Genomic DNA, 26994 nt, shown 5'->3' with positions numbered 1-26994 from the left:
TCTCGAATGGTGAGAATTTGTTGTAAGGGAGTAAGTTAAGGCCAAACGCGAGAGTGACAAGAGCGGTGATGGATAGGCAAAGAAATAAGAAGAGAAAAAGCATAGAAAAGGGGCCGCAGCCCCTCAATGTACACAAAGAAAACGCGAGTTAGATCTGTTCGTACAACTCATCAAACTGCGCTTCGGCAATGCGATTGCGGCCAGTACGTTTGGCGCGATACAAGGCTTCATCGGCCTTTTTCAGAAGCAACCGTGGATTGGTGTCGATTTCTGGCACGATGGAGCAAACGCCGAGACTTGCCGTTACGTATGGCAAGGTTGCATGATGACTATGGGTAATACTTAGCTCTTCTATCGTGGTGCGAATGCGGTTAGCAACGTGTTTCGCGCCTTCCATTTCCGTTTCAGGCAATATTACGGCAAACTCTTCACCGCCAATGCGCGCGATTTTGTCGAGACAGCGAAGCTTCATGCTACGAATGGCTTCCGCAATCATACGTAAGCACTCATCGCCTTGTTGATGGCCAAAGGTGTCGTTGTATTTCTTAAAGTGGTCTATGTCAAAAATGATCATCGAAATAGGGACACTTGAACGTTGTGAGCGGTGCCATTCGTCTTGGAATATCTCTTCAAAACGACGGCGGTTGTTCAGGCCTGTTAAACTGTCTGTGGTTGACAGCAATAATAATTGTTCGTTGGTCTCTTCGAGTTGCTGCTGCAACTCTTCCAATTCGGCCAATTTCTGATCGAACTCTAAGGTTTTTTTCTTAAGTGCATGTCGCTGCTCGTAAAGCTCGAGAAAAACACGCACCTTACTTTGAAACACCAGGGTATTCAGCGGCTTTAATAAGTAATCAACAGCGCCATGCTCATACCCTTTAAAAATGTGTTCATCGGCCTTGGATGCGGCTGTGACAAAGATAATTGGGATATTGCGCGTCTTGCGATTCCCTCGCATCAACTCGGCGACTTCAAAGCCATTCATGTTTGGCATTTGTACATCAAGCAAGACCAGGGCAAAGTCGTGGTCTAAGGTATGAGCAAGCGCTTCTTCGCCTGACGTGGCACGCACCAAATTGACATCAAAGCACTCTAGTAAACCTTCTAAAGTCAGTAGGTTTTCGATTTTGTCATCAACGATGAGTAGGGTTGGTTTATCAGGCATGTTCAGCAATCACATAAAGTATTTAAATAATGACCAATCTCTTCCAAAGAAAGGATGTGGTCGACATCAACGGCAGCCATGGCCGCAGCAGGCATGGCTTTCGCTTCTGCACTATCAATGGATTGGACTAGAGTTAGTCCACCCAGTGTTTTGATTTTTTTGAGACCTAAAGCACCGTCGGAATTAGCGCCTGTCAATACGATACCGATCAACGCGTTTCTATAATAATCAGCCGCCGTTTCGAACAGCACGTCGATGGAAGGCCGTGAAAAATTGACGGGCGGATCGACCGACAGTGCGATACAACCATCGGTCTCTATCATCATATGGTAATTGGGTGGTGCGATGTACATGTTGCCGTTTTTGATTGGCTGCTTGTCTTCTGCCTCATGGACCGACAAATGGCTCTTGCTATCAAAATGGGCGGCAATGTAACTCTCAGGAGAGGCACTGATATGCTGAACCAACAAAATAGGGATACAAAATGAATCCTTAAGTTGCTGTAATACCGTTGCAACGGCGGCCAATCCTCCAGCGGATGCCCCGATTACCACTGCTTCATATTTGTGCCTACAACAATCCATGCTTACCTTATCCGTTTCTTGCGATAGATCTTTTCTTTTTCGGAGACCAGATCAAACTTGTCCGCGATAGAAGAAAAACGCATTGATTCTTTAGAGCCAAGACACAGGAAGCCCCCCGGCATCAAACTGTCGTAAAACAGACGAAAAACGCGGTCTTGAAGCTCACGGTTAAAGTAGATCAATACATTTCGGCAGAATATAACATTCATTTCCCCAAAAACGCCATCGGTCGCCAAATTGTGAGGGGTAAACAAAGTTTTCTCTCTCAGGGCTGTCTTCATGATTACGCTGTCGTAATCCGCCGTATAGTAGTCGGAAAACGAAGCACTTCCCCCGGCAGCTTGGTAGTTGGCCGTGTACTGACGAATCAGGTCCATCGGGTAAATGCCTTGCTTGGCTTTCTCTAAAATCGCTTCGTTGAAATCGGTCGCGTAGACTTGCGCGCGATCCTTCATGCCTTCTTCTTCCAACAAAATGCCCATTGAGTACACTTCTTGCCCAGCAGAGCAGCCGGCATGCCACACTTTGACAAAAGGGTAGGTTTGCAAGTGCGGGATGATCACCTCTCGCACTCGTCGATAGAACCAAGGGTCACGGAACATTTCGGTGACGTTGATGGATAAGTCCAACAGCATTTGGTCGAAGAATCGCGGCTCATTGATCACTTTGTGCTGCATTTGCGAATAATTCGACATGCCCTCGATGGCGCGTCGATACTCTAATCGACGCTTGGTATGGGCAAGCGAATATTCACGAAAATCGTAGCCATATTTGCGGTATATCGCTTCAAGTAACAACTGAATTTCCAGTTGTTCGTTTGACAATTCAGTGACGCTTTCCATATCAGTACAACCAGACTCTTAACATTGAAAGTAACTTATCGGTATTGACCGGTTTCGCTAAATAATCACTTGCGCCCGCTTCGATGCACTTGCTTCTGTCGCCTTTCATGGCTTTCGCCGTTAAAGCAATGACAGGCAGCTTTTCATACACTTTTTGTTTGCGGATCTCTTCCATTGCTTCATAACCGTCCATCTTCGGCATCATGATGTCCATGAGCACCACATCGATGTCTGGGTTTTCTTTGAGCTTGTCTAGGCTCTCTACGCCATCGCGTGCAATCACAATATCCATTCCTTTATCTTCAAGAATGCTCGATAGCGCGAAGACGTTTCTCATATCATCATCCACCAGCAAGACTTTCTTGCCCGTTAAGACGGACTCTTTGTTGTGCACGGCTCTTAAAATACCGCGTTGCTCACTAGGCAAGTTAGCTTCTACACGGTGCAGGAAGAGGGCAGACTCATCCAAAAGACGCTCTGGTGACTTCACCCCTTTAATAATAATGCTCTCTGCATAGCGATTGAGTTCACGCTCTTCTTCTTTACTTAACTCGCGTCCGGTGTAGACGATAATCGGTACTCGAGCTGCCGTTTCACTTCGACGAATACGTTCAAGTAGCTCAAAACCGGTCATGTCTTCTAAGCCCAGATCCAACACCATGCAGTCGTAGCGATTGGACTCCAATTCTTCGAGTGCTTTTTCACCAGTTGGAACCGCTACGATATGAATGTCATCTTCACCGATTAGCTGGCGAATAGACTCTTGTTGGATGGCGTCATCTTCAACCACCAACAAACGTTTTACGGGTTTAGAGAGAATATCTTCGATATTACCAAACGCTTTTTCGAGCTTTTTCATATCGACTGGTTTGGTTAGGTAGCCGATTGCTCCCATGCGCAGTGCATCGAGGTTTGCGTCATTGGCAGACATAAAATGAACCGGGATATGGCGCGTTTCAGGGTTTTCTTTGAGTCGCTCCATGACGGTCCAGCCATCGATGCCAGGTAGGCCGATATCAAGAATGATGGCGCTGGGCTTATAGTACTGAGCAAAGTGCAGGCCTGTTTCTCCGGTTTCCGCCACAATGCATTTGAAGCCACGTTCGCGGCCAAAATCACGCATAACGCTGGCGAACGCACGATCATCTTCAATGATCAACAAAGTACGATCTTCTGGCACCACGGTTTGTCGGTCATCTTCGACATAGCTATCGTTGTCCTGTTTGATGCTGTCCGCTTTTTTGAATCCATTCAATTGGGGAACGGGCTCTTTTTCAACAGAGGGTGCATCTTGAGCAGGAGGTGTTGGCTCTTCGCGTTCAACAACGTCCATTGGCTCCATTGGAGCTAAGCTAATCGGCGATAGGGTCGGTTGCGATTCAGACTCTTTGACTTCATAACGAGTAGGGAAGATCACCGTAAAGATGCTGCCTTTTCCTTCTTCGCTCTTGAGGTGAATACGTCCGCCAAGTAAATGCGTCAACTCTTTCGAAATCGACAGACCTAGCCCTGTACCGCCATATTTACGACTGGTACTGCCATCGGCTTGCTGGAAGGCTTGGAAGATAGCCAACTGCTGCTCTTGTTTAATGCCAATGCCGTCGTCTTTGACAGAGAATGCGATCAACGCTTCACGAGGTTTATCGAGCAGCTTCGCTTGTTCAGGAGAAGGCAAGGCCATATTCAATGTCACGGCACCCTCGTGCGTAAACTTGAAGGCGTTGGTCAGTAAGTTGCGCAAGATTTGCTGTAAACGCTGAGCGTCTGTTTCAAGCGTTTGTGGCAAGTTTGGTGCGCAAATCACTTGGAAGTCCAAACCTTTATCATCGGCGATGTCTTGATAAAGTCTCAGAAGATCTTGTTCCACCGTTTGTAGGGGCACGTCTTCAATGTGCAGATCGATCTTGCCTGCCTCAACCTTTGATAGGTCAAGAATTTCATTGATTAGGGAAAGAAGGTCTGAGCCCGATGAGTTAATGGCTTTGGCTGATTCAATCTGCTTCGCTGTTAAGTTGCCGTCTTTGTTATTGGCAAACAACTGAGACAAAATCAGGATGCTGTTTAGCGGAGTACGAAGTTCATGGGACATGTTGGCCAAAAACTCAGACTTATATTTGCTGGCAATTTCCAGCTCTTTGGCTTTCTCTTCGACAACAAGTTGCGCCTGATGAAGTGCCTCGTTTTTCTCCTTCATTTCTACTTGTTGCGATTCTAGCGCTTTAGTGCGCTCTTCCAACTCTTCATTGGTTACACGCAGTTCTTCTTGTTGCGCTTGCAGCTCCGCTTCAGAAGCACGCAGAACTTTGGTTTGCTCTTCTAGCTCTTCGTTAGTGACGCGAAGTTCTTCTTGCTGCGCTTGCAGTTCTTCTTCCGAAACGCGCAGTGCCTGTGTTTGCGCTTCGAGATCTTCATTCGCTTTGCTGAGATGTGCTTTTTGCTGTTGCGTCTCTTCAAGCAGGGATTTAATCACTAAACGCGCTTTTGTGGCGTTGAAAACGATAGCCAAATTGCCCACGACTTCGTTAATAAAGCGTCTCTGAATAGGGGAAAATTCATGGAAAGCGCCGAGTAACACAGTGCCGATCAGTTGCTTATCCACACACAGTGGAATGGCTAAGAAATGCGTTGGAACGCAATCACCCGCGGCGAAGTTGTAAACGGGTGCCTCGTCTGTAACATGGTTAAACGCAATCACTTGCTGCTCCAAGCTGGCTTGGCCAACCATTCCTTCGCCAATTTGAATGCGATTGAAATTACCGGCGCGATCAGAAAACGCGTAGGAAGCATTCAACTCAAGCTGCCCATTCTCGAAGAGATAGAAGGCGCCCAATTGGGCATTCAGATGACGCGTGAAAAAACGAATAAATCGGTTAGACAGCTCGCTCAGCTCAATATCGCCACGAAGTTCATTATCTAGCGTTTCTTTCCCCGATTTTAGCCAATCAAGATCACGCAACTGTGAAGCCATGTTATTGAGTGAACTCCCTAACTCACCGAGTTCATCTTTTCTATCAATGGTCAGCGAGGAATCGAGCTTTCCTTTGGCAATGTGCTGCGCAAAATCCATACTGGCCAACAAGGGCGAAGTTACGGAGTTGGAGAATTTGATCGCAACAAAACAGATCAACACAAAAATCATCGCAGTAATAATGGTCAGTGCTTGATAGATGCGAGTAATTGGTGTGGTGACTTCATCTTGATTGATCTTTGAGATCAAATACCAATCGTAGCCGGGTACTTGAATACGGTTAAATGTGACCAGAACAGGGCGGCCAGCACTGTCGATGTATGTGCCTTGGCCTCCGGTGTCACCTGCTGAACGGGCATCTGTCCAATAGTCGAGATCGTAGCCAAGTCTAAAGCCAACCACATAGCGGCCATTGCCCATGGTAACGATGTCAGAGCGCAGGGTAAATTGATTGCTGGTGGCGTCGAGACCCAAAAGGTACGATTCGCCCGTTTCACCCATTCCGACTCGCGAGTCGACGATTTTAGTCACCAACTGTGGGGAAACTTGCATGGCTGCAATGGCAATCAAATTGCCGTCGTGATCGAGGATTGGGGCAGAAAAGTAGGCAACATATTGCCCTTGTGCCGCTTTACTTTTTGCAAAATCAGTAAAATATGTCGTGCTCTTTGCCACGGTTTTGGCCCACACTTTCGCCAGTGACGGATCGGTGTTTTCGTAGCTTAAGCTGTTCGCATTGATGCGGCTTTTATCGTGCAGAGCGTAGAGGATCTTTCCTTTGTCTGGGGAGAGTACGAAAAAATCATTGTAATCATAGGCGCTGGTGAAAGAGCTGATCACAGAGTCTTCGACTTCTTCAATCGAGTAGTTGACGCTAACCCCTGTCGTTAACCCCGTCGCGAAATCGCGCAGCTCGTCTGTGCCTGCTAAAGTGCCAATATCGAGTAATCGTTTTTCAAAAAAGGTATCAATCGAGGCGCTTCTTAGCGTCTGAATAGCAAGCAATTCTTGGAAGGATTTTTTTATTAGGGCTTCCGATGCCATGCGGCCACTGAAAAGGGTGACGCAAACCATGGGTAAAATGCCAAAAATTATTAAGAGGGCAATCAATTTAGGACGAATACGTAAGTCCGCAAAGCTAATCATTTCAACATCACTATAATTACTGTTATACAACAAGTTTCTCTTATCTTGGACATCCGTTCAATTACGCATGCAACGAGGCTTGATAAGGATCTTGTTTTCTGTATCTCAAATCAATAACTACTTGATAAAGTTCTCAATATATGAGCTCGAATGTGCGAGTAATATTGGGTTAATCAAAGCGGTTTTTCTCTTGTTTACAGGATGAAAACAGCTCGCTCGCTGTTTGGCATGTTATTTGAACGTAATTATTTGGTGATGAAAGGGGCTTTGCATACTTGTGACCGCACAAAAATACGCAAAATAGTAAATAAAACTAGAGTTTTTACTCGTATTGTCTAAAGACAATAAAATAGTGTTTTATTTCTATCGTTATGTTTTTAATGGATTATTTGACTTTGAGGTAACAGTTGTGCGCCCGAAAGTATTTGCAAGGTTATGTGAAGTAATTCAAAATTAACTGGTATAGCCAGTTTGAAGATTATGAACCAAGGTTTTTATGAAAGTCACAAATCTATTTAAAGACAAAGTAGACGCATTTTCTGCGCATCATTCTGAGTTTATTAATTGGATGTCTCCAACTCTTCGTGAGTACTGGGGTGATTTTCTAGGAAAGGCGCAAGGAAGTTTTCTTTTCTCGAAAGTACGCGATCATCAGCAGCCTGCGGTGAATGAAGAAGTGTCATTGCCTGAGCCGATCGTACTCAAACCAGAAGCGCAGCTTGTTTACAACGAGTTAAGTGAAAAAATAGGTCAAGTGATTCATGTTGGTGATTGGATTCATGTTGATCAAGAGCGTATCAATCAATTTGGTTTGGTGACAGAAGACATGCAGTGGATTCATACGGATCCTGAGCGTGCAGCGGTAGAGTCGCCATTCAAAACCACCATCGCTCATGGCTTTTTAACATTAGCTCTATTGCCGAAGTTGACCGATTCAGTTAATCCTGAAAATAACCTCTTCCCGACGGCGAAGATGGTTGTGAATATTGGCTTGAACCAAGTGCGTTTCCCATATCCGGTGAAATCGGGTAATAACTTACGTGCTTCAAGCACACTGACCAAAGTAACCCCAATCAAAAAAGGGTTAGAGATAGAGCGTGAAATCAAAGTGGAGATCGAAGGCGTTCGTCGTCCTGCTGCTGTAGTGGTTTCTGTTATTCAGCTCCATTTTTAAATCTTTGGTTCTATCGATTCTATAAAGAGCGCTCAAAGCGCTCTTTTTTATTGCGTTTTTCTTGGCTTCCGATTTTCCGCTACGTCAACCTGATGTCCCCATACTGAGAATGCATTAAATTAGTGCGTGTTTTACTCAGTCTTTGTTCGTAACTGCCCGCAAGTTACAAAATTTCCGAATTTCAAACTGATACGCTCCAAAGCAGTGACTTATATCAAGGAGTACATATGATCGGTTTTGAACCCATGGCCATTTCGCCCCATCTGGGATGGTTGCTACTGTTGATCCTAAGTTACCCTTTCATACTTGTGGGCATACAATTGGCCGTATTCGATATACGGGTGAGAGCGAAAGTGAATCGCTATTTCAATTGGGGATTTGTGGTCGTGGTGGGCGCTTTACTGTTTTTTCACATGCAAACGGAAGTGGTTTACGGAAAATATTTTTTAGATCTTTGGCAATCAAAGTGATGAACTGCGTATGGAATGATGGAAAATCATGATTGCTAGAACCTAGAACCTAGAACCTAGAACCTAGAACCTAGAACCTAGAACCTAGAGCCTAGAGCCTAGAGCCTAGATAAGAGAGTCGGCAGCTTTAAAACCACTTTGTATGACAAAGCAACAAATCGATCCGATATTGTCCAATCAACACAAAGAAACGAAATTATTAGTTGATCTCTCATGAGAATACGTTAAAGTGCACCCCGTTCCCGAGACAAGCACGGGCAACACAGTAAGGCGCGTTGGCAGAGGGGCTATGCAGCGGATTGCAAATCCGTGGACCTCGGTTCGACTCCGGGACGCGCCTCCATTATTTAGAAAAGCCGACACTCAGTGTCGGCTTTTTGCATTTAAGCACTTTTCATCTTTTTCCTTTTTTCAATTGATTCGTGAGAGTTTGCTCTACTCTTAGGGGCTCGCACGTTGTCATCTTTTTGATTGCTCTATACATTCCCATACAAATAGGGACATGAATAATCAATAAAACAGTGTACATTAACTTGGTTCTATTCATTTTATCTATGTGCACTGATGGAAAATTATCTATGAAATATACGCCGCTCGCACTTTCACTTGCCGCGCTATTCGCTTTGGGGGCAGGGACTCCTTCTCAAGCCTACGCGCAATCTGTCGCTTGGGATCAAGCAAACGAGACATGGTTAACTCAATCGACGGATCACTTTGTTATCCACTTTAGAAATGGCCATGAAAAGCAAGCCGCAAGAGCGCTTGATTTGGCTGAACAATCCCATAAAGAACTGGTGCCATACTTTGGTTACGAGCCGAAAGAAAAAACAGAATTGGTGTTGGTCGATGAGGTGGACTATTCAAACGGTTGGGCGACGGTGGTGCCTTATCCACAAATTCGTTTGATTATGAGTCCACCAGATGAAGCAAATGGCTTGGAAAATAACGATGAGTGGATGCATCTCCTCATTAAGCATGAGTACGCGCATATCATGCACATGGAAATGGGCGGCGGCGCGGTCAACGTTTTTCGTAAAATATTTGGTCGCAACCCATTTCTTTATCCTCACCTCATGACGCCTTCTTTTATGCTCGAAGGGCTTGCGGTTTATCTGGAAACCAATGAACAAGCTGGCTATGGGCGCTTGCAAGGCTCTGGTTATGACATGGAAATGAGAATGGAAGTCGCCTCTGGTGACGTGAAAGATCTCAACCAAGTTGCCGTGGCAGCAAGAGAATGGCCGCTAGGCTACAACTATTTGTACGGTGCCTATTTCGTGCAATACCTAGCCGATAGCTATGGTGATGCTAAGGTGCAAGAATTTTTGCAGGGTTACAGCCGCAAGCTTATTCCGTTCTTTTTGCTCAACAGCACGGCGAGAAAAACGTTTGGGAAGGATTTTGAACAGCTTTGGTCTGATTTCCAAGCTCATATATATGAGAAATACCAAGGCGATCTTGCCACCATGATGGAGCAAGCCGTCATTGGTGAGGGGAAATATACCGCCCCATTTATGCAAGTGTTTACCGCAACGGACCATGGTGTTTTGGTTAATGTCGACAATGGTGATGATGCGAGTGAACTGATGTTGTTAGGCGATGGCAGTGATGAGCGCGCGGGAGACTCACTGACTAAAACGAAAAACATCAACTCGCTCGATTTCCATCCTCAAAGTGGGGTGCTGGCGACGCGTTCTATCGCTTATGCAGATGGCCGCGTGCTGAGCGATGTTTATCTTTATCAAGATGATCGTTGGCAAGCGTTGACAGAGAAGCAGCGTTTTCGCAGCGCTAAATGGCTCCCTGATGGCCAGCGCTACTTAGCCACACGTAAGGTGAATGGTCTCAGTGAACTTTGGTTAATGGATGCGCAACAACCAGAAATCGGTCAGCAAATTTGGCAAGGCACGATTGGTGACGTGTTAGGTGGATTTGCCGTGTCTCACGATGGTCGTTTTATCGTAGCAAGTGTCAAACGATCGAGTGAAGGTTGGAACCTTGAAAAATTTGACTTAGCCGCGTTGCAATGGACCCCGTTAACGCAATCTCGTGCCGTCGAAAATTCACCGGCATTTACCTCTGATGGTGAAGTGCTGTTTAGCGCCGATTACGACGGTGTGTTTAACATCTACTCGCTCGACATAGTGTCTGGCGAAATAAAGCAGTTGACCCGTGAAGTGGGTGGCGCGTTTACACCACAAACCCGCCGTGATTCAGGTTTTGTTTATCAATCGTATGATGCCAACGGCTATACCTTGAAAGAAAAATCGGACAAGGTACCAGTGACCACTTTCACGGTTGCCGACAAAGATGGCCAGTATCATTATGTCGATCCCGTTGAGCAGGTAGCGGAAAAAAGTGAGATCAGTGACTACTCTCCTTGGTCCAGCTTGCGCCCAAGAACGTGGTTGCCGATTGCAGCTCAAGATGAAAATCAAAAATTAGCCGGTTTCATCATTAACGGTGCCGATGCATTAAGTCGTCATCAATATCAATTGGGTTTGTCATGGGATTTTGAAAACGATCTTGCACAGTTCAATTTGGGGTATTTGTATGATTCGCGTTGGCTCGTTCAAGCATCGCGTACACACGATTTCACCACGTTTAAGCAAGGTACGGCAGAGAGCTATCGAATAGAACAAAGTGACAGTGCGTTGATCCAACGTAATCACATTTTTACGGCTTTTGAAGACCAACTCAGTGTTGCTGCGGGCGTTTACTGGGATAAAGACTCAGAAGCGAAAGCGCCATCTTTTGGTGCGATCACGCCGTATCGAGAGCAAGAAGAAAGCTTGGTAGGGCTGGCCGTCACTTTTGATAATCGCGAAAGCTATCTTAATGTGCCTGGAGTAGGTTGGGGGCATTACCTCGATGCGGTTGTGGAAACTAACGACTGGCTAAGCAGCGACTACCAAGGGGAGAAGTTTCAGGCGCAGTGGCAAATGACATTCGATTTGCCTGGAAGAAGCACATTATCACTTCGACTTGCGGGTGGCTATGCGGATGAAAAAGCCAAGCCTTTCCGTTTAGGCGGCTCTGATCAAAGTGACGAACATGCCCTGTTTGGCCGTGAGTCACAGTCTCTAAGGGGATATGATGAAAATGTGCAAAGAGGCGATCGTTATTTCACACAGCGACTGACGGCAACCACGTGGTTAGCACGCGTAGAGCGCAACTGGGGGCTTTACCCAATTGGTTTGGGTGATATTTCAGCTTCGGTGTTCGCCGACTCAGGGACGGCTTGGAGTGAAAAAACGACAAGAAATCAGCTGAGTGGAGCGGGTTTGTCAGTCACGGTTGAAACGCGTCTGGGGTACAATCTCGTGCTGCCGATCACCTTAGGGTATGCCCATGGCTTTGATTCGGAACTGGGTAAAGATCAGTTCTTCTTCTCGGTGGCGGGTCAGTTTTAAACAGCAGCGAGAACCAATTAATAAGGCAGCGTTACGCTGCCTTATTTGCTGTTGCGATAAAGGGGCTAGACAAACTGCTTCATCAAACGCTGTAAGTCTTCAATACTGTCCACTAGGTGGCTAGTGCGTTGCACAGAGCTGTGGGACGACTGAGAAGTATCGTCAGCGAGCTGCTTAATGTTGACGATGTTGCGATTGATCTCGTGCGTTACACTGGCTTGTTGCTCTACCGCAGTGGCGATTTGATGGCTGCTGTCTGTTACCGCGTCCAATTTATCGCGAATAACGGAAAGAACATCGCCTGTTGCATCGGCTTGTTTCTTACAATCCTGAGACAAATCAAACCCCGTATTCATTGCTTCCACTGCCTGTTTGGCCGTTGTTTGAAGCTGATTGATCATCGCATGGATCTCATTGGCACTGCTGCCCGTTTTTGACGCCAAATTCCGAACTTCATCGGCCACCACGGCAAAGCCACGGCCCGCTTCCCCGGCGCGCGCGGCTTCAATTGCAGCGTTTAACGCCAACAGATTGGTCTGTTCAGAGATGGTGGTGATCACTTCTAAAATACTGTCGATTTTCTGAGTATGGTTCGATAACTGCTCAATCACGGCTTTCGAGTGTTCCAGCTCTTTGGCCATGGCATCCACCACTCGTATGGTGGTTCCAATGCTCTCCAAGCCCGTTTGAGACGCCTCATTGGCTTCTTCCGTAAGCATGGACGCGGCAGACGCCGCATTCGCCACCTCATTGATCGAGTGAGTCAGCTCCTCAACGGCGGCGGCCACTTGCTGCGTTTCGTGGCATTGTTGATCCAAGCTGGCACCGATGGACTGAATGGTGGCAAATTCCTCTTCTGCTGAGATCAGAATTCCGCCGGAAGTTTCAGTGGCACGAGCCGTCACCGCGCGCAATTCCGCCTTTTTCATCATTAACGCCAACTCGATTTGTGAGTAATCGTCAAAGTGATTGGTATAAGGCTTCTCCATGAGAGGATTATGATAGGCATCGTGAGCTAGGGCTCGAAGATTGCCAAATCGTTTCGCTTGGTAGAGAGCGTTCGCCCCCAACAGTAAAGCACAACCCCCGCTTAGAGTGAGCAAGACGTTAGAAGCGGTGAGAGTGCCAGCCAAAATTAAGCCCGCAGTTGCAAAAGAACCAAGAGTAGAAAGGTGGTGGAAAGTGAGCCTTGGTTTTGCACGATGTTTATTCGCTCGTAGCTGATCGTAAAGCGCCTGTGCTCGTTCCACTTGTTCTGCGCTTGGTTTAGAACGGACGGATTGAAATTCAATGATGTCGCCATCAGCACTTTTGATCGGCGTAACGAATGCTGAAACCCAGTAATGCTTGTCATCGCTGCATTGGTTTTTTACTAACCCCATCCAGCTTTTTCCTGAACGTAAGTATTGCCACAGCTGAGCAAACGCTTGTTTTGGCATATCAGGGTGACGAACCATGTTATGAGGATTGCCAACTAACTCCTGCTGTGAGAACCCGGCAATATCACAAAACTCGTCGTTAGCGTAAGTAATGATGCTGTCTGGGTTGGTGGTTGAGATTAAATTGGCACGTTCTGAATAGTGTTTGTTGAGCGTAGATTGGGTGGTCATTTTGATTATTATTTCTCTTAGAATGTGTGATAGAGCAAGTCGTGGAAAGGTGCTTATGAATACACCAGTGCATATGATACAGCTCGAATAATCGTTGCATTTATGACCTGAATCAAAGCTTTAGAGATATTAACAAAATGATTATTAAAAGGTGATTCGCTTCAACTTGGTGTGAAAAATAGAACACTTGAAACAAATAGTTACATTGGTATCGTGATGTCGATCGTATCAATTGTTCGTTTTTGATCACTGACGGCCAATAAGTTGGGGTAAGTTGTGAAAAAATATTACACAAAGTTTGCTTTAAAACGATCTTCTTTTCTAAATATCGTTGTACATCTTGGTATAAAAAGTGTCCAACCCCACATTTTCAAGGGTTTATTCATCTAACCCTAAAGTATCTACCCCTTTAGGGTAGTTTAATTTCGTAATTGATTTACATCATATTTTCATTTTCTTTCATAATTAACAATGCGCTCAGATAAGAACCTAACCCTTAGGAAGTATTATGAGCAAGTTGAAGCTAGTGATTGTCGGTAACGGGATGGTCGGCCACCGTTATATCGAAGATCTGGTTGATAAAACGGATGTTTCTCAGTACGACATCACCGTATTTTGTGAAGAACCACGCGTTGCGTACGATCGCGTCCATCTCTCTTCTTATTTCTCACATCACACTGCTGATGAACTCTCATTGGTGAAAACCGGCTTTTATGAAAAGCACGCGATCAAAGTGTTGTTAGGTGAGCGCGCGATCAATATTAACCGTGAAAAACAAACGGTGTATTCGAGTTCGGGCCGTGAAATTCAATACGATAAGCTGATTCTTGCGACAGGTTCTTACCCATTTGTTCCACCAATCAAAGGCAATGAAAGTAAAGATTGCTTTGTTTACCGCACCATCGAGGATCTAAAAGCCATCGAAGCATGTGCGAAGAAGAGCAAAAGCGGTGTGGTGATTGGCGGCGGTTTGCTTGGTTTGGAAGCGGCGGGTGCGCTAAAAGCTTTGGGCATGGAAACACACGTTGTCGAGTTTGCCCCTAAACTGATGGCTGAACAGCTGGATCAAGCCGGTGGTGACCAACTTCGTCAAAAAATCGAACGTATGGGCGTGAAAGTTCATACCAGTAAAAACACCTTGGAAATCGCAGCGGAAGGTGAACAAGCACGTAATGTGATGCGCTTTGCCGATGGCACTGAGCTTGAGACTGACTTCATCGTATTCTCTGCGGGTATTCGTCCTCAAGACAAACTGGCTCGCCAAATGGGCCTTGGTATCGCACCTCGTGGCGGTATTGAAATTAACGATCACTGTCAAACCACAGACAGCAATATCTACGCCATTGGTGAATGTGCATCATGGAATAAGATGTTCTATGGGCTGGTTGCGCCGGGTTACAAAATGGCCACCGTTGCCGTGGATCACCTGCTAGGCAACGTTGACAGTAAGTTTGAAGGGGCGGATATGTCTGCCAAGCTCAAACTGCTGGGTGTCAAAGTAGGTTCGATTGGCGACGCTAATGGCCGTACTCCTGGTTGTAAGAGCTACGTTTATCAAAACGAAGAGCTTGAAGTCTACAAGCGTTTGATCGTTTCAGCAGACAACAAGAAATTACTCGGCGCAGTAATGGTAGGTGACACGTCGGATTACGGTGACTTACTGCAACTGATGTTGAATGAAATTGAGCTGCCACAGCATCCAGATACCTTGATCCTGCCAGCGCACGCTGGTGCTGAGAAGCCAAAACTCGGCGCAGATTCACTGCCAGATTCTGCGGTGATCTGTTCGTGTTTCGATGTGACTAAAGGCAAGATTGCGCAAGCGGTGGCTGACGGTCATCACACCATCGGCGACATCAAAGCGGTTACCGGTGCAGGCACTGGCTGTGGTGGTTGTATTCCACTGGTTACTTCGGTACTAAACGCTGAGCTTGCAAAAGCGGGTGTTGAAGTGAAAAGCGATATCTGTGAGCACTTCGCTTACTCTCGCCAAGAGCTGTTCCACCTCATTCGCATCGAAGAGATCAAAACCTTTGATGAACTGTTGGCAAAACATGGCAAAGGCTATGGCTGTGAAGTGTGTAAGCCAGCGGTGGGGTCAATTTTGGCGTCATGCTGGGGTGAGCACATCCTGAAGCCTCAGTTAGTGAAGCTGCACGACACCAACGATAACTTCCTTGGCAACATGCAAAAAGACGGCACTTATTCGGTGATCCCACGTATGGCGGGTGGTGAAGTGACGCCACAGGCACTAAAAGTGTTGGCGGAAGTGGCGGCGGAATACAATCTCTACACCAAAGTAACGGGTGCTCAGCGTATTGGTCTGTTTGGTGCGCAAAAAGACGATCTTCCAGCTATCTGGAAAAAACTGATTGCCGCTGGCTATGAGACTGGCCAAGCGTATGCCAAAGCACTGCGCATGGCGAAGACCTGTGTGGGTTCAACCTGGTGTCGTTACGGTGTTCAAGATTCGGTAGGTCTTGGCGTGTTTATCGAGAACCGCTACAAAGGCATCCGCACTCCGCACAAGATGAAATTTGGTGTGTCAGGCTGTACGCGTGAATGTGCTGAAGCGCAGGGTAAAGACCTCGGTATTATCGCCACAGACGCAGGCTGGAACATGTACGTGTGTGGTAATGGCGGTATGAAGCCTCGCCACGCTGATTTGCTTGCGAGCGACCTAGACCAAGAAACGCTGATCAAATACATCGACCGTTTCATGATGTTCTACATCCGCACTTCTGCGCCACTGCAGCGCACCTCTGTGTGGCTAGGCAACATGGAAGGGGGTGTGGACTACCTACGCCAAGTGATTGTTGAAGACAAATTAGGCATCAATGAACAGTTGGAAGCGGACATCGCGAAATTGGTGGAAGCGTATCGCTGTGAATGGAATGAAACCATTAACGATGAAGCTCAGCTAACACGCTTTGCGCACTTTATTAACTCAGACAAGCGTGATGAAAACGTTGTGTTTGTTTCAGAGCGTCAACAACATCGCCCAGCAACGTTTGCAGAGAAACACCCAGAGTTGAAAGGTGACATCTTGCACGTAGCGGTAACGGAATAATAGGAGAAGCAAACATGGCTTTTGAACAAGTATGCGATATTAACGACATTATTCCAGGTACGGGTGTTTGTGCCTTGGTCAATGGGCAGCAAATTGCGCTGTTTAGACCAAGTGAAGAAGAGCAGGTATTTGCTATCAGTAACATGGACCCATTTGCGCGCTCAAACGTGTTATCTCGCGGTTTGATCGCCGAGCACAAAGGCGAGCTTTGGGTTGCGAGTCCACTGAAAAAGCAGCGCTTTAACTTGGCAACCGGTGCGTGTATGGAAGATGAACGTTTTAACATCAAAGCATACCAAGCGCGCGTCAATAACGGCATTGTCGAAATCTCTGCTTAGCTAAGCGTTAGGTAAGCTGGTAAGAGATTCAATAGCACAAAGGTTTCTTGTTCCCTTAACGGATTTTTGTAGGGAAAAGACGATATAGAACAGGAAGCCTTTCTCTATTCAATCTTTCACTTTTAATTTTAACTTTTATAAAGGGACGCATTATGTCTGACTTAAGACCTGCAGAATTCGTACAAACCATGATTGATGTTGGTGAAGCGAAAGTAAAAACCTCGACCCGCGATTTGGTTTTACGCGGTATGATGGCAGGTATCATTCTGTCGTTGGCGGTTGTGGTGGCGATTACCACCATTACGCAAACAGGCATTGGCATTGTGGGCGCGTTAGTGTTCCCTGTGGGTTTCTGTATTCTCAGCCTTATGGGCTACGACTTGGTGACAGGTGTTTTTGGTCTTGCACCGTTAGCCAAATTTGAAAACCGTCCAGGTATTACTTGGGGCCGTATCTTACGTTGTTGGGGCCTTGTTGGTCTGGGCAACTTGATTGGTTCACTGCTTGTGGCGTTTTTGATTGCGCTTTCGCTAACCATGAACTTCAGTGTTGAACCAAATGCGGTCGGTCAAACCTTTATCAAGGCTGCCACTGCTCGTACAGTCGGTTTTGAAAACCTAGGTGCTGACGGCTGGATCACCTGTTTCGTGCGCGGTATTTTGTGTAACTTGATGGTGTGTCTGGGCGTGATTGGTAACCTTTCTGCACGTACCGTTGCAGGTAAAATTGCGGCAATGTGGCTACCTATCTTTATCTTCTTTGCGTTGGTTTTCGAACACGCGGTGGTGAACATGTTCCTATTCCCGCTAGGTATGATGCTGGGTGCGGATTTTGGTATCGCGACTTGGTTGAACTTCAACCTGATCCCAACCATTCTTGGTAACATCGTAGGCGGCTTGCTGTTCACCTGTATTCCACTGTACCTGACTCATGCGAAAACAGCACCAGCGATTGATGTGACTGAAAAGCAAACTGAAATCAATGCAGAACCTGCGCTGAGCATCAAATAAACCATATCGCCCTGAGGTGTTCCCTCAGGGCGACGATTCAACTCTGAGAAAACCGCCAACACAGCAACCATCATTCACTCGTTTTGCTGATAAAAAGTAAACATTTCCCTCACAGAGAGGCGCTGAGTGGTACTCTTTATCATCAAATTTATTCAATAGGCTCAACCATGACGCTAACTTCTTTATCCTCATTGCAAAATCAAGGCTTTGTTTCTCTTGTCGGCGCAGGCCCTGGCGATCCGGATTTGCTCACGGTCAAGGGTTACCGAGTGATTCAACAAGCGGAAGTGGTGGTATACGATCGTTTGGTTTCACCGGAAATTCTCGCGTTAGCCAACGAAAAGGCGGAAATGATCTACGTGGGTAAGAAGCTTGATTTTCATTGTGTTCCGCAAGAAGAGATCAACCAAATTCTGGTGAGAAAAGCGTTGGAAGGAAAACGCGTGGTTCGCTTGAAAGGGGGCGATTCGTTCATCTTCGGTCGTGGTGGAGAAGAGCTTGAAGAGTTAGCGGAACATGATGTGCGTTTCGAAGTGGTGCCAGGCATCACCGCAGCGGCGGGGGCAACGGCCTATGCAGGTATTCCACTTACCCACAGAGATCACGCGCAAAGCGTGCAGTTTATTACTGGGCACATTCAAAAAGATGGCAAAGAGATAGAGTGGCCATCATTGGCGCAGGCCAACAACACTTTGGTGTTTTATATGGGGTTAAAGCAGTGCCGCTATATCGCGGAGAAATTGCTTGAAAACGGGTTGGATGCGTCAACGTCGTGCGCGATTATTGAAAATGGCACCCGTCGCGAACAGCGCGTATTGACGGGCACCCTAACACAACTCCCTGAATTGGCCACTCAAGCAATCAGTCCCGCGTTGATCGTGGTCGGCAGCGTGACTTCGCTGCATGACAAACTCAAGTGGTTTTAACGTCCTTTATATTGCACAGCGGCTTGGATTCCGCTGCATTTCTTGCTGGCGAAGAGGCATTTGGTCAATCACCTTTTTCAACAATGTCCAATCCGTTTTTTCGCCCCAACGTAACTTCTCCCGTCCATCTTTGCCGACCAAAATCCCGGTGTGTTGACCTTTTGGGATATCATAAAACGCATTTAGTACACTTAAATCAAAGGCGTCTTGTGCCCAAACGGGAACGGTACTGCCATCTTCTTTGATAACTAAGGTAACGATGTCGCGTTCCTGCAAAGAGCACTCCTCCATCAGGGTTTCCAGCAAAAATTGTTGAACATACTGATCATGAGACGGGGCAAAAAACATAATGCTCCTGTGCTGCCATTTTTCGGAATCAGCCGGATACGAATGAGCCAGAGCACTGAATAAAATTAAGACGATCGACCAATAACGCATACCGCTCCCTCGTAAGATGTTTTACTTACTATACGTAAGCATAGCTAAATGGATTAATTTCGTTTTTCGCCTCGCTTTTTCGCCGGCTATCGAATAGGGTTAGGGCTACATTTTTTAGAGAGTAAATGCGTGTTATGACCAGTAAAGTGGCGATTTTTGTCGACGTTCAGAATATTTATTACACCTGCAAAGAAAAGTACCGCAAACATTTCGATTACAACCGTTTTTGGCAGTCGGCCACCCAGGGTAAACAAGTGGTGGTCGCTCATGCGTATGCGATTTCAAGTAAGGATCCGGGTCAACGTCAGTTTCACCACATTTTGCGGGGTATTGGTTTTGACGTAAAACTGAAGCCATTTATTCAACGCTGGGATGGCAGTGCAAAAGGGGATTGGGATGTGGGCCTCGCGTTAGACGCTTTTGAGCATGCGCCAATGGTGGATGAGGTCATTTTATTATCTGGCGACGGCGATTTTGAAATCCTTGTTGAACGCATTCAGCAAAAGTTTGGCAAAAAGGTCACGGTTTATGGCGTGCCGGGCTTAACAGCACAAAACCTACAAGCGGTCGTAGACAAATATATCCCAATCGAAGATGAGTTACTTTTGCCTTAAAATACGGGTACACCATTGAGGTCAGGTTTTTAGCAGCTCTTTTTAGGTACCGCTTGCTAAGGATTGCGCGACACTGGTTTCGCGTTACTCATGCCGCTGCAGCCGAACGGTCGACAACACGTTGGAGATGGCAAAATAAACACGGATTTACTATTCATACGATTTGGTATTGCGAGAAAATTCCGTTACAATGCGCCGCATTGATAATGCGAATAAATATCATTTATTGTTTTGGTAGTCACTTTAGGTAACAAAAACGTCTATGTCTGGATATAAAGCAGGTGCTGCGTTACTTCTTTGGGCCGTAAGTTCTGGCGCGATGAGTAACGACCTTGAACAAGCACAGAAAATTCAAAATCGTACTCATACCGCGGCCAGTAAGAGCCAAAGCGTTATAAATGCGAGTGCCGATAAAAGTCAGTTACTGCAAGCAGAGATTGAAATCCTAAAGGAAGAAGTTCGTAACCTAGAGCTCTATCAGCGTCACTTGACCAGCATGATTGCCAACCAAGAACAAGAAAAGAGCAGCCTAGCAAAACAGATTCAAGACATTCAAGTGACTCGTCAAGGCATTGTACCGCTAATGTATGACATGCTGGACACGCTCAAAACAACCATCAATCAAGACATGCCGATCAAATGGCAGCAACGCCAAGAGCGTATTGAAAAACTGGAACAGATGATGGTCCGCGCTGATGTGGCGGATGCAGAAAAGTTTCGCCGCATTCTAGAGGCGTATCAAATTGAGTTGGATTACGGCAGCAAGTTGTCTGCTTACCAAGCTCCTATTACGCTCGCCGATGGTAAGCAGATTGAGGTGGAACAACTGCATCTTGGTCGCGTGTCGCTTATTGCTCGCACTCTCAATGCCAATCAGTTCTGGTATTGGGATCAAAACCAACGTCACTGGTTATCGCTAACCACCATTTCTAGCACAGATGTCAATCGTGCCTTTGATATTGCCGCTCAAAAAGTCGCGCCCGCGATGTTGAATATGCCCGTTGCATTAGCGACAGCGGAGGCCAAGTAAATGAACAAATGTCGATTAATCTCACTCGCTTTACTCGTTTCGTTAAGCCTCCCATCATTCGCTCAAACGCAATTAGTGCCAAAAGCAACGCAAGAAAGCCGCCAACAACAGGCAGAAAACCAACAGCGTGAAAATGCGTTTCTCAGCCAAGAGCAACAATTGGCCGAGTTAAAACGCCAACTGGAACAGCAAAAATCGACGTTGGAAGAGAAAAACGCGCAGCTTTCTAGCCAGTTCAGCGATAACGAAGTGACCTTGTCACACTTAGAAGAAGAGCTTCGTGTCGAAACGGGTTCGCTTGGCGAGTTATTTGGTGTTGTTCGCCAGCACGCGAAAGAACTCAAAGCCGATCTCAACGACGCAGTCACCTCGATTGGACAAACAGAACAAGTTGAAACGGTCAATCAAATTGTCGCGGCACAATCGCTGCCCGATATAGCGCAACTTAAAACGCTTTGGCATGTCATGCAGCAACAAATTGTGGCAAGCGGTGAAATGCGAGCGCTTCAAGTAAGGCTTATCAATGCTGAAGGTGTGGTTGAACCCACTGATGTTATGGCGTTGGGGAATTTCGCTTTGCTTGCACCGCAAGGTTTCGTTAACTGGAATAGCGACAAAGGTTTTGCGATTCCTTATGCCAAACTTCCTGAAGGCGCGCCGACACTCGACACGCTTCGTTCACAGCACGAGATTTCAATGACACCTGTGTTGATTGATCCCACTCGCGGGGTGTTGCTCGAGCAATACGCGCATTCGCCAAGCCTTGCCGATCGCTTTGCAGCGGGTGGCGTGGTTGGCAAAGTGATCTTTGCCTTGCTTGCGGTGGGGCTCGTTATCGCTTTGTATCGCGGTATTCTGCTGCTGACCACCAAGAGCAAAATTCGTCTTCAACTTAAACAGCCGAATCAGTTAGGTAATAATCCGCTTGGCCGTGTGCTTGCGGTGTATGACAAAGACAGGCCACGTAGTGTCGAAGCTCTAGAACTGCGCTTGTTAGAGACCATAGTGGATGAGCAGACCGGGCTTGAAAAAGGGCTTTCGATGCTCAAATTGTTGGCGGCTTTGGCACCGATGTTGGGGCTGCTTGGTACGGTGATCGGTATGATCGAAACCTTCCAAGTGATCACTCAATTTGGTAACGGTGATCCAAAAGTCATGGCCAGCGGCATCTCGATGGCGTTGGTCACCACCGTGCTAGGCTTGGTGGCGGCGATGCCGTTGTTGCTCGCACATAACGTGCTCAGTGGTTGGGCGGAAGAAATTCGCAGCATCCTTGAAAAGCAAGGCATTGGTTTGGTGGCACAACAAGCAGAGCAGCAGTTACCCAGCCTCACGCCTACCATGGATAAAGTCGGCAACGCGGCGTGATCATCATGGACCTTCATTCCGATATTTGGCCAGAACTACTGACTTCATCTTCATGGTGGAATGCGCTCTATTCCTTCATGCAACAAGGCGGAGAAGTGCTCTGGTGGTTAGCGGCGGTCGCGGTGATCTTTTGGCTACTGACCATCGAAAAATTGCTGTTTATCTACTGTGCTTACCCTCGTTTACGTGCAGAAACATTGCAAAAATGGCAAATGCGACACGATCACCTTTCATGGTTTGCTCGTTCGCAAAGAGAAGCGTGGTTAGATGACGCGCATCAGCAGTTATTCAAACACTTGGCCTTTATCAAAGTGCTGGTGGCCATTTGCCCGATGCTTGGTTTACTTGGCACCGTGACAGGCATGATCTCCGTGTTTGATGTCATGGCGACACAAGGCAGCAGCAATCCAAAGCTCATGGCTTCTGGCATTTCATTGGCCACCTTGCCAACGATGGCGGGCATGGTGGCAGCGTTAGTAGGTATGTTTGTTCACGCTCGCTTGGTAAAACTGTGCCAAAACCGAGAAGTGAAATTAGAGCAGTCTTTGAGGAGTGACTCATGAGATTAGGCAGACGTCAAAGTAAAAGCGACGAAGCACAAATTGACCTAACTTCAATGCTCGATATTGTGTTTATCATGCTGATTTTCTTTATTGTCACGAGCTCCTTTGTGCGTGAGTCTGGTGTCGAAGTGAATCGCCCTCAAGCGGCCAACGTTTCGGCGCAGAAAGATGCGGGTATTTTCGTTGCGATCACCGCTGCCAATGACATCTATATCGATAAACGTATGGTGGACGTAGAGCGCGTACAAGCGAGCATTGAACGCCTGTTGCTTGAACAGCCGGATGCTTCGCTCGTGATTCAAGCGGATGAATACGCCTACAACGGCGTCGTCGTTAAAGTGATGGACGCAGCCAAAGCCGCTGGGGTGAAAAACATCGCATTAGCGGCGGAGAAATCGTAATGATGCGTCTTGTGATCGCGTTTCCCGTGGCGTTAGCGCTGGTCTTTGCCTTGTTTTCCGCCATGGCGTTGCTCGTCAATAGCGGCAAAAAGCAAGCAATCGATCAGACGCCTTCACTGAGTTTCAACATGGTGATGGTAGAGCAGGATACCGAAGTCACGAGAAGGCAGCGTAGTGTTCCACCGCCGCCCGAGATCCCTGAGCCGCCACAACCGGAAACGCCGAAAATGACGCAAACGCCGATGCAAGTGACGTCGACACAGGTTGCGACGCCCAATATTGATATGCGCTTTAATGTCAGTGGTTTGGCGGTTTCTATCCCAGCGACGGTCAGTGCGCCGACGCAAAACGCCAGCAATACCACCAAACAGTTGATGCCATTAAGTCGGGTAGAGGCGGTGTATCCGGCTAAGGCGAAGAAGCGTCGTATTGAAGGCTATGTCATACTCAAATTTGATATTGATGAAACAGGGCGAACCAAAAACATTGAAGTGGTGGAAGCGCAGCCAGCGCGTTTTTTTGAGAGAAATGCGATGGATGCAATTAAGCGTTGGCGCTACCAGCCACAGATTGTGGATGGACAAGCTCAAACCATTTACGGCTATACCACTAAGATAGAATTTAAGATGGCACAGTGATGAAAAAACGGATACTGACATTACTGCTCACTCAATGGTTATGGCAACCCGCCGTTCTGGCGGCCTCTGGTACCAATGTCAGCCAGTACACCGCACGCGTGATGCAAAATGCACAACAGCTTGCAGACAATAATGCGCTCGCGGATGCCATCGCGAAGCTCAATAGCGCAGAGGTCTCTCGGCCGGATGATGTGGCAGCGCTGTCAAAATTGTTGGGGATCTACTATTGGCAAGCGGAGCAATTCACGCGTTCGATTGCCTCGTTAGAGAAAGCGCTATCGTTCGAATTATTCACGTTTGAAGAAGAGTGGGTCACGCGACGCATGTTGACGCAACTCTATCTGACGCAAGGTGATTATAAAAAAGCGATTCCTCAGCTCAACAAACTGCTAAAACAGGTGCCTGAAAATGAGAGTGCTGCCGAAATTTGGCGTTATCTCGTGCAAGCCCAATACAGTGTTGAAAACTGGCGTGAGACCATTGTTGCGACAAAAGGGTTTCAGCGGGTTGAGAAAAAACCAGATACAACGATTCTCTCGCTAGCGCTTGCCGCTCATGTTCAGTTAGAACAATGGAAGTCCGTGATTCCGTTGGCCAAGCAGCTCATCGCTCTTGAGCCGTCGAATAAAAACTGGTGGCTACAAGCCTACAACGCTTACTTAAACCTAGGGCAGGAGAAATCTGCGCTCGATATGCTGACACTCATAGAGTTGCAAGGGCTTGAACTCAACGAGGCGGAAACGAAATCACTGGCCTATTTGTATGCAGCGCAAGGTATCTATCAAAAAGCGGCACAAACCTTGGCCAGAATTGAGAACTCACAGCAAGATCCTAAGCTCATCAAGTTGCAAGCCCAGTATTGGCAAGCGGCAAAAGAGTGGCAACAAGCGCTCGAACTTTGGCAACGGTTAGCAAAACAAGAGAGCCAGTACCAGTGGGAAGTGGCGCTATTGGAAAACCAGCTGCAGCGCTATCAACAAGTGCTGATTTCTTTGGCTGAAATGGATAATCCAAAGCGTCAGTTCGACGCGCAGTTACTCAAGATAAATGCGCTCTATCGACTTGAAAGAATTGATCAGGCGTACGCACAAGCAAAAAAAGCGGATGCTTTACGTTCTACAAAGCAGACGCAGAATTGGTTGAAGTTTTTGAGTCACAAACTGAAAAGCAGTGAAGCCAAACTTGATAAAGCGAAGGGTGAGCAAGTAAGCGAACGTGAGCATATCACTCAACAACGCAATGTGCTCGCCGACAAAAGCGCCGATTCACGTTCCTAGCTAACGTCTCACTGTTTAGCGACAAATAAAGTTTAGCGACAAATAAAAAAAGAGCGGTATCATTTCAGGCTTGATATCCGCTCTTTGTCGTTATGGGTTATAGCTTACAACACGGTGGTTAACCGATGATCATCTGTCCTAGCAGATAGCCTAAACAGCACGCGCCAATCACGCCAATCAAACCAACCGACATAAAGGAGTGGTTGAAATACCACTTACCAATTTTGGTGGTTCCCGTGTTATCAAAGTTCACCGTCGCGATATCTGACGGATAGTTTGGAATAAAGAAGTAGCCGTATAGGGCAGGCATTAAGCCAACCAACAAGGCCGGTTCCAAACCCAGACCAAGACCGACAGGAAGCATCATGCGCGCCACAGCGGCTTGAGAGTTCACCACGACTGAAACAATGAACAGCGCCAGTGCGAATGTCCATGGGTAGTTGTTTACCATCTCCACAATGCCCGATTTGAATTGCGGCATCGCGTATTGGAAGTAGGTGTCAGACATCCAGGCAATACCGAAGATGGCAATTGCCGCAACCATGCCCGATTTGAATACCACGCCATTTGGCACGCTGCGTGGGTCGGTCTTGGTTGCCAATAAAATGATACCGCCGAAACAGAGCATCATCATTTGAATGACGACGGCCATACTAATGGGTTTCGAGCCTTCGCCGATGATTCGAACTTCAGGAATCATCGCGATAACCACAATGGTCAAAATTGACAAAATGAACAGTAGAACCGAGTTGCGTGCTGCTGCAGGTAGATGCTCATCCAACGATGTCGCGGTGGTGTTGAGGATCTTCTCGCGCCAAACAGGATCTTTCAAACGTGCTTGATACTCAGGATCGTCTTCCAACTCCTTGCCGCGTTTCATGCTGTAGAGTGACATCAGCAACGTACCAAACAGCGTCGCTGGCACGGTCACAAGCAGAATAGAAAGGAGCGTAATCTCATGATTGATATCAGAAAGCTGTGCAAGGTAGTACACCACCGCCGCTGAGATTGGCGAGGCCGTAATCGCGATTTGTGACGCAACGGATGCGGCTGCCATCGGACGCTCAGGTCGAATGCCATTTTTCAGTGCAACATCACCGATGATTGGCATGATTGAGTAAACCGCGTGGCCGGTACCCAACATGAATGTCATGGTGTAGGTGACAAAAGGGGCAATGAGGGTAACGCGTTTCGGGTTTTTGCGCAGCATTCTTTCTGCAACTTGCAGCATGTACTTCAAGCCGCCCGCCGCTTCCAAAATAGACGCACAGGTCACGACCGCCAAAATGATCAGCATTACCGTGACTGGCGGGGACGTTGGAGGCATTTTGAAAACAAAAACTTCAATCACCAAACCAATGCCGGAAACGACCCCAAGACCGATACCGCCGTATCGAGAGCCGATGTATAACATCAGCAAAAGGAACAGGAATTCCAAATACAACATATTGTTTATCCTTAACGAAATATTGGTGATTTCATTCTCTCGCGTTATACAAAAAAAATAGTAAACGCGGTTCACATAACACTTTTATGCAATTTTGGAATGCAATTTCTCGGTGTTAACTCACGGAAAATCGGGCGTTCGTAAAGGTCAGGTAAGAAAGCTGTTAATGGATAATTGAGAGATTAAACAGATAGAGTTAACAATGGTGAATTTGTGTTCGGGCTATGTTTTATACAATCACTTAGTTGCGTGTTTACTTTTTGTAATATGTGGCCCGTATTTTTCTTTTTGTTTAGTGATTTGTGCTTCAAATTGCCATTAAAGCTAACGGTTTTGATTACTAATTTGCATAAGAACGTGATTGAAACTGACTTTATGAAACCCATAGATAACATGTGGTTAAAATCGTGATATGCATCCTTTGTCTATTCAATTAAACAGGTAAAAATCAGCGTTTCAGAAAAACATGACTCAGTTGGCTTTATTTATAAAAATGGATGCT

General features: G+C 46.7%; 21 protein-coding genes and 1 tRNA gene. 15 read left to right on the top strand and 7 right to left on the bottom strand.

Annotated features, from left to right (window positions below):
• Positions 1-148: 148 nt before the first annotated feature.
• From VV1_RS16930 to VV1_RS16915, 4 genes are read right to left on the bottom strand one after another with little or no spacing between them, the layout of a single operon-like run.
• Positions 149-1165 carry a GGDEF domain-containing response regulator gene (locus tag VV1_RS16930; RefSeq protein WP_011081337.1) on the bottom strand — a complete coding sequence of 339 codons (1017 nt, stop codon included), beginning with the start codon at positions 1163-1165 and terminating at the stop codon, positions 149-151.
• 2 nt (positions 1166-1167) lie between these two features.
• Positions 1168-1749 carry a chemotaxis protein CheB gene (locus VV1_RS16925; RefSeq protein WP_011081336.1) on the bottom strand — a complete coding sequence of 194 codons (582 nt, stop codon included), beginning with the start codon at positions 1747-1749 and terminating at the stop codon, positions 1168-1170.
• A 2-nt stretch (positions 1750-1751) separates the two neighbouring features.
• Positions 1752-2591 carry a CheR family methyltransferase gene (locus VV1_RS16920; protein WP_011081335.1) on the bottom strand — a complete coding sequence of 280 codons (840 nt, stop codon included), beginning with the start codon at positions 2589-2591 and terminating at the stop codon, positions 1752-1754.
• A gap of 1 nt (position 2592) precedes the next feature.
• The gene (locus tag VV1_RS16915) at positions 2593-6705 is read right to left on the bottom strand and encodes a response regulator (protein ID WP_011081334.1); all 4113 of its coding nucleotides are present in this window, start codon (positions 6703-6705) and stop codon (positions 2593-2595) included.
• Between the two features lie 496 nt (positions 6706-7201).
• Here VV1_RS16915 and VV1_RS16910 point away from each other — a divergent pair, with 496 nt between their 5' ends.
• From VV1_RS16910 to VV1_RS16895, 4 genes are all read left to right on the top strand, one after another.
• Positions 7202-7879 (top strand): MaoC family dehydratase, encoded by a 678-nt coding sequence (locus VV1_RS16910; protein WP_011081333.1) that lies wholly within the window; start codon positions 7202-7204, stop codon positions 7877-7879.
• Between the two features lie 227 nt (positions 7880-8106).
• Positions 8107-8349, top strand: a complete 243-nt coding sequence (locus VV1_RS16905; protein ID WP_011081332.1) for a hypothetical protein — start codon at positions 8107-8109, stop codon at positions 8347-8349.
• Between the two features lie 269 nt (positions 8350-8618).
• Positions 8619-8692 (top strand) — tRNA-Cys (locus VV1_RS16900).
• A 235-nt stretch (positions 8693-8927) separates the two neighbouring features.
• Positions 8928-11762 carry a hypothetical protein gene (locus tag VV1_RS16895; RefSeq protein WP_011081331.1) on the top strand — a complete coding sequence of 945 codons (2835 nt, stop codon included), beginning with the start codon at positions 8928-8930 and terminating at the stop codon, positions 11760-11762.
• A 65-nt stretch (positions 11763-11827) separates the two neighbouring features.
• On the opposite strand, the gene VV1_RS16890 is transcribed toward VV1_RS16895, so the two are convergent.
• Positions 11828-13372: a methyl-accepting chemotaxis protein gene (locus VV1_RS16890; RefSeq protein ID WP_011081330.1), complete on the bottom strand. Its 1545-nt coding sequence runs from the start codon at positions 13370-13372 to the stop codon at positions 11828-11830.
• Positions 13373-13880: 508 nt separating this feature from the next.
• Here VV1_RS16890 and nirB point away from each other — a divergent pair.
• From nirB to cobA, 4 genes are all read left to right on the top strand, one after another.
• Positions 13881-16442, top strand: a complete 2562-nt coding sequence (gene nirB / locus VV1_RS16885; protein WP_011081329.1) for a nitrite reductase large subunit NirB — start codon at positions 13881-13883, stop codon at positions 16440-16442.
• Positions 16443-16456: 14 nt separating this feature from the next.
• On the top strand, positions 16457-16780 hold the full coding sequence (nirD, locus tag VV1_RS16880; protein WP_011081328.1) for a nitrite reductase small subunit NirD: 324 nt from the start codon (positions 16457-16459) through the stop codon (positions 16778-16780).
• Positions 16781-16932: 152 nt separating this feature from the next.
• Entirely contained in the window at positions 16933-17790 is an 858-nt protein-coding gene (locus tag VV1_RS16875; protein ID WP_011081327.1) for a formate/nitrite transporter family protein, read from the top strand.
• A gap of 167 nt (positions 17791-17957) precedes the next feature.
• A complete protein-coding gene (cobA, locus tag VV1_RS16870) occupies positions 17958-18716 on the top strand; it encodes a uroporphyrinogen-III C-methyltransferase (protein ID WP_011081326.1) in 759 nt (252 codons plus the stop codon).
• Positions 18717-18722: 6 nt separating this feature from the next.
• Here the strand turns inward: cobA and VV1_RS16865 are convergent, their stop codons facing one another.
• Positions 18723-19154: a DUF4174 domain-containing protein gene (locus VV1_RS16865; protein WP_011081325.1), complete on the bottom strand. Its 432-nt coding sequence runs from the start codon at positions 19152-19154 to the stop codon at positions 18723-18725.
• Positions 19155-19279: 125 nt separating this feature from the next.
• On the opposite strand from VV1_RS16865, the gene VV1_RS16860 reads away from it, so the two are divergent.
• The 7 genes from VV1_RS16860 to VV1_RS16830 all read left to right on the top strand — a co-directional run bounded on the left by VV1_RS16860 (position 19280) and on the right by VV1_RS16830 (position 25045).
• On the top strand, positions 19280-19768 hold the full coding sequence (locus VV1_RS16860; RefSeq protein ID WP_011081324.1) for a LabA-like NYN domain-containing protein: 489 nt from the start codon (positions 19280-19282) through the stop codon (positions 19766-19768).
• Between the two features lie 262 nt (positions 19769-20030).
• Positions 20031-20798, top strand: a complete 768-nt coding sequence (locus VV1_RS16855) for a DUF3450 domain-containing protein (RefSeq protein ID WP_011081323.1) — start codon at positions 20031-20033, stop codon at positions 20796-20798.
• Complete coding sequence (locus tag VV1_RS16850; protein ID WP_011081322.1) at positions 20799-22166, top strand: MotA/TolQ/ExbB proton channel family protein; 1368 nt, start codon at positions 20799-20801, stop codon at positions 22164-22166.
• A gap of 5 nt (positions 22167-22171) precedes the next feature.
• A complete protein-coding gene (locus VV1_RS16845; RefSeq protein ID WP_011081321.1) occupies positions 22172-22729 on the top strand; it encodes a MotA/TolQ/ExbB proton channel family protein in 558 nt (185 codons plus the stop codon).
• A complete protein-coding gene (locus VV1_RS16840; RefSeq protein WP_011081320.1) occupies positions 22726-23130 on the top strand; it encodes an ExbD/TolR family protein in 405 nt (134 codons plus the stop codon). Before VV1_RS16845 ends, VV1_RS16840 begins: the two co-directional genes overlap by 4 nt.
• Positions 23130-23768 carry an energy transducer TonB gene (locus VV1_RS16835; protein WP_011081319.1) on the top strand — a complete coding sequence of 213 codons (639 nt, stop codon included), beginning with the start codon at positions 23130-23132 and terminating at the stop codon, positions 23766-23768. Before VV1_RS16840 ends, VV1_RS16835 begins: the two co-directional genes overlap by 1 nt.
• Complete coding sequence (locus tag VV1_RS16830; RefSeq protein WP_011081318.1) at positions 23768-25045, top strand: tetratricopeptide repeat protein; 1278 nt, start codon at positions 23768-23770, stop codon at positions 25043-25045. Before VV1_RS16835 ends, VV1_RS16830 begins: the two co-directional genes overlap by 1 nt.
• A 118-nt stretch (positions 25046-25163) precedes the next feature.
• On the opposite strand, the gene VV1_RS16825 is transcribed toward VV1_RS16830, so the two are convergent.
• Complete coding sequence (locus tag VV1_RS16825) at positions 25164-26492, bottom strand: anaerobic C4-dicarboxylate transporter (protein ID WP_011081317.1); 1329 nt, start codon at positions 26490-26492, stop codon at positions 25164-25166.
• Between the last annotated feature and the right edge of the window lie 502 nt (positions 26493-26994).

The sequence above is a fragment of the Vibrio vulnificus CMCP6 genome, assembly GCF_000039765.1.
Taxonomy (GTDB): Bacteria; Pseudomonadota; Gammaproteobacteria; order Enterobacterales; family Vibrionaceae; genus Vibrio; species Vibrio vulnificus_B.
This window is presented reverse-complemented; position numbering and strand designations above follow the sequence as displayed.